The organism is Rhodopseudomonas sp. BR0C11, from assembly GCF_010820945.1.
Lineage (GTDB): Bacteria > Pseudomonadota > Alphaproteobacteria > Rhizobiales > Xanthobacteraceae > Rhodopseudomonas > Rhodopseudomonas palustris_H.
In genome coordinates this window covers 1-2,592 of the sequence record NZ_QTKI01000544.1, presented here as the reverse complement: position 1 = coordinate 2,592, position 2,592 = coordinate 1, and the positions used below count along the sequence as shown (strand labels likewise).

General features: G+C 67.2%; 3 protein-coding genes. All 3 read right to left on the bottom strand.

Annotated features, from left to right (window positions below; all coding sequences use genetic code 11):
• Positions 1-1,176, bottom strand: a 1,176-nt coding sequence (locus DYI24_RS24850) for an NAD+ synthase (protein WP_164574223.1), incomplete at its 3' end; no start/stop codon positions are given.
• 43 nt (positions 1,177-1,219) lie between these two features.
• Positions 1,220-1,573 carry a diacylglycerol kinase gene (locus DYI24_RS24845; protein WP_107346536.1) on the bottom strand — a complete coding sequence of 118 codons (354 nt, stop codon included), beginning with the start codon at positions 1,571-1,573 and terminating at the stop codon, positions 1,220-1,222.
• Between the two features lie 123 nt (positions 1,574-1,696).
• Positions 1,697-2,592: 3-deoxy-7-phosphoheptulonate synthase (locus tag DYI24_RS24840; protein ID WP_164574222.1), on the bottom strand; the 896-nt coding region annotated here is incomplete at its 5' end.

Sequence of the window (2,592 nt, the reverse complement as noted above, 5' to 3'; positions counted from 1 at the left end):
GCCGGTCTTGTTGGAGATCGCCATCAACAGCGTGCCGCGGGTGCGCGCCTGCAGGTTCTCCTCGGTGATGTCGCGCTCCAGGCCCGCAAACGGCTTCGCGAGGATCGCCTCGAAGCCTTCGACGGCTTGCGCGATCGGCAGCACCTCGTAGCCGAAGCCGAGCGCGCTCGCGAGGCGGCCAGCGTCCTCGAGCGAGATCTGCGCAGTGTAGCGGAACGGCAGCATCACGCCGCGAACCTTGTCGGCGCCGAGCGCATCGACCGCGATCGCCGCGCACAGCGCCGAGTCGATGCCGCCGGAGATACCGAGCAGCACGCCGGGGAAGCCGTTCTTGCGGACGTAGTCGCGCAGGCCCAGCACGCAGGCCGCGTAGTCCGCCTCGTCGCCTTCGATCACCGGCGCGACCGGGCCGTCGCAGCGCCAGCCCGCCGCGCCCCTGACGACGAAGCCGGGCAGCTGCGCCGCCAATGTGCGGTCGGCGTTGAGCACGAACGACGCACCGTCGAACACCAGTTCGTCCTGGCCGCCGACCTGATTGACATAGACCAGCGGCAGATCGCTCTCGGTGACGCGCGCCACCGACACCGACATCCGCATGTCGTTCTTGCCGCGCGCGTAAGGCGAGCCGTTCGGAACGACCAGCAGTTCCGCACCGGTTTCGGCGAGGCACTCCACCACGTTCTCGTAGTCTTCGGATTCTTCGAGCCAGGTGTCTTCGCAGATCGGCACGCCGATCCGGACGCCGCGGATCGTCACCGGACCCGACACCGGCCCGCGGGCGAACACCCGCTTCTCGTCGAACACGCCGTAGTTCGGCAGATTGACCTTATAGCGGATCGCAGCGATCCGGCCGCCGTCGAGCAGCGCGCAGGCATTGTACAGCTTGCCGTTATCGACCCAGGGCGAGCCGATCAGCATCGCCGGCCCGCCGTCGGCGGTTTCGCGCGCCAGATCCTCGATCGCAGCGCGGCAGGCGGCCTGGAACGCCGGCTTCAGCACCAGATCTTCCGGCGGGTAGCCGGCGATGAACAGTTCCGGATAGACGATGAGATCGGCACCATCGGCCGCCGCGCGTCGGCGCGCCGCGCGCGCCTTGTCGGCATTGCCGGCGATATCGCCGACCGTCGGGTTGAGCTGGGCGAGCGAGATCGTCAGGCGGGCGGCATTTTCGGTCATAGCCGAGATGTAGCGACAGCCGGCAGGCTTCGCAATCGGCCGGTCAGAGCAGCCCGATCCGCTCGGCGAGCGCGAACAGCCAGAACAGGCCGGCGATTCCCAGCGCGACGCCGACGGCTGCGGAGCCCATGTCCTTGACCCGGCCGATCTGCGGATCATGTTCCGTGGTGAGCCGGTCGCTCAGCTTCTCGATCGCGGTATTGAGCAGTTCGACCACGATCACCAGTGCGACCACCGCAATGAGTTCGACGCGGCGTGCCGCAGTGGTGCCGATCAGCCAGGCGGCCGGAACGGCGAGCACCAGCGCGACCAGTTCTTCGCGGATCGCCTGCTCGGAGCGGGTCGCGAATTTCAGTCCGCGCCACGAATTGATCGTCGCCCGCCAGAACCTCAGCACGTGATCCACAGCCTCTATGTGTCGTCACGCCCGCGCGTGCCGCGGGCATCCCGTCTCGGATAGCTTACCTAGAAAGGCGTGGATGGCCGGGACGAGCCCGGCCATGACGGTGGAGAGGTTGCGTTAAAGCCCGGCCGCCGCCTGCAGCGGGCTGGCCTTGCCGGCTCGGCCCTGCTTGAGCAGATCCGCGATCAGGAACGCCATGTCGATCGACTGTTCGGCGTTGAGCCGCGGATCGCAGGCGGTGTGATAGCGGTTGTTGAGGTCTTCGTCGGTGATGGCGCGGGCGCCGCCGAGGCACTCGGTGACATTCTGGCCGGTCATTTCCAGATGCACGCCGCCGGCATGCGTCCCCTCCGCGGCGTGGACCGCGAAGAACGACCGGACTTCCGACAGGATGCGGTCGAACGGCCGGGTCTTGTAGCCGGAGTTCGAGGTGATGGTGTTGCCGTGCATCGGATCGCACGACCACACCACGGTGCGGCCCTCGCGCTGCACCGCGCGGACCATCGCCGGCAGATGCTCGCCGATCTTGTCGGCGCCGAACCGGCCGATCAGCGTCAACCGCCCCGGCTCGTTGTCGGGATTGAGGATGTCGATCAGCTTGAGCAGTTCGTCGGTCTTCAGCGACGGACCGCACTTCAGGCCGATCGGATTCTTGATGCCGCGGAAGTACTCGACATGGGCGTGATCGAGCTGACGAGTGCGATCGCCGATCCACAGCATGTGGCCGCTGGTCGCGTACCAATCGCCGGTGGTCGAGTCGACGCGAGTCATCGCCTGCTCGTAGCCGAGCAGCAGCGCTTCGTGGCTGGTGTAGAAATCGGTGGTGCCGAGCGAGGAATCCACCGCAAAGGTCAGGCCGCAGGCGCGCATGAAATCGAGCGCGCCGGAGACGCGATCGGCGAGATCCGCATAGGCCTTCGACTGCGGCGAGTCGCTGACCGACTGCAGCATCCAGCGATGCACGTTCTCGACGCTGGCGTAGCCGCCCTTGGCGAAGGCACGCAGCAGGTTCA